We start from the raw sequence: 261 nt of genomic DNA, 5'->3' as shown, positions 1-261 counted from the left end.
CATATCGGAAAAATGCCGACAGCCAGCGCACTGCTGTTCGATCTTGGCGTCTTCACCCTCGTGGTTGGTGCTACCGTGCTGGTTTTGATTGCACTCGCACACCAATCACTCCGTAAACACCGTGTCGAGAAGCTTGCCGCAACGAAGGAGGAGAACTGATGGAACTCGTTCTTGCTCTGGCAATCGGCGTGTTGATGGCATCCGGCGTTTGGTTCATTCTCCGCCCGCGTACCTTCCAGGTGGCAATCGGCCTGTCGCTGA

1 pseudogene is annotated in these 261 nt (G+C 55.9%); it reads left to right on the top strand.

Going from position 1 to position 261, the window contains the following annotated elements:
* Positions 1-158: 158 nt before the first annotated feature.
* A pseudogene (locus SB822_RS58290) lies at positions 159-261 on the top strand (Na+/H+ antiporter subunit C); the annotation flags it as partial.

This window comes from Paraburkholderia sp. SIMBA_054 (assembly GCF_046534875.1).
GTDB lineage: Bacteria > Pseudomonadota > Gammaproteobacteria > Burkholderiales > Burkholderiaceae > Paraburkholderia > Paraburkholderia hospita.
This window is presented reverse-complemented; position numbering and strand designations above follow the sequence as displayed.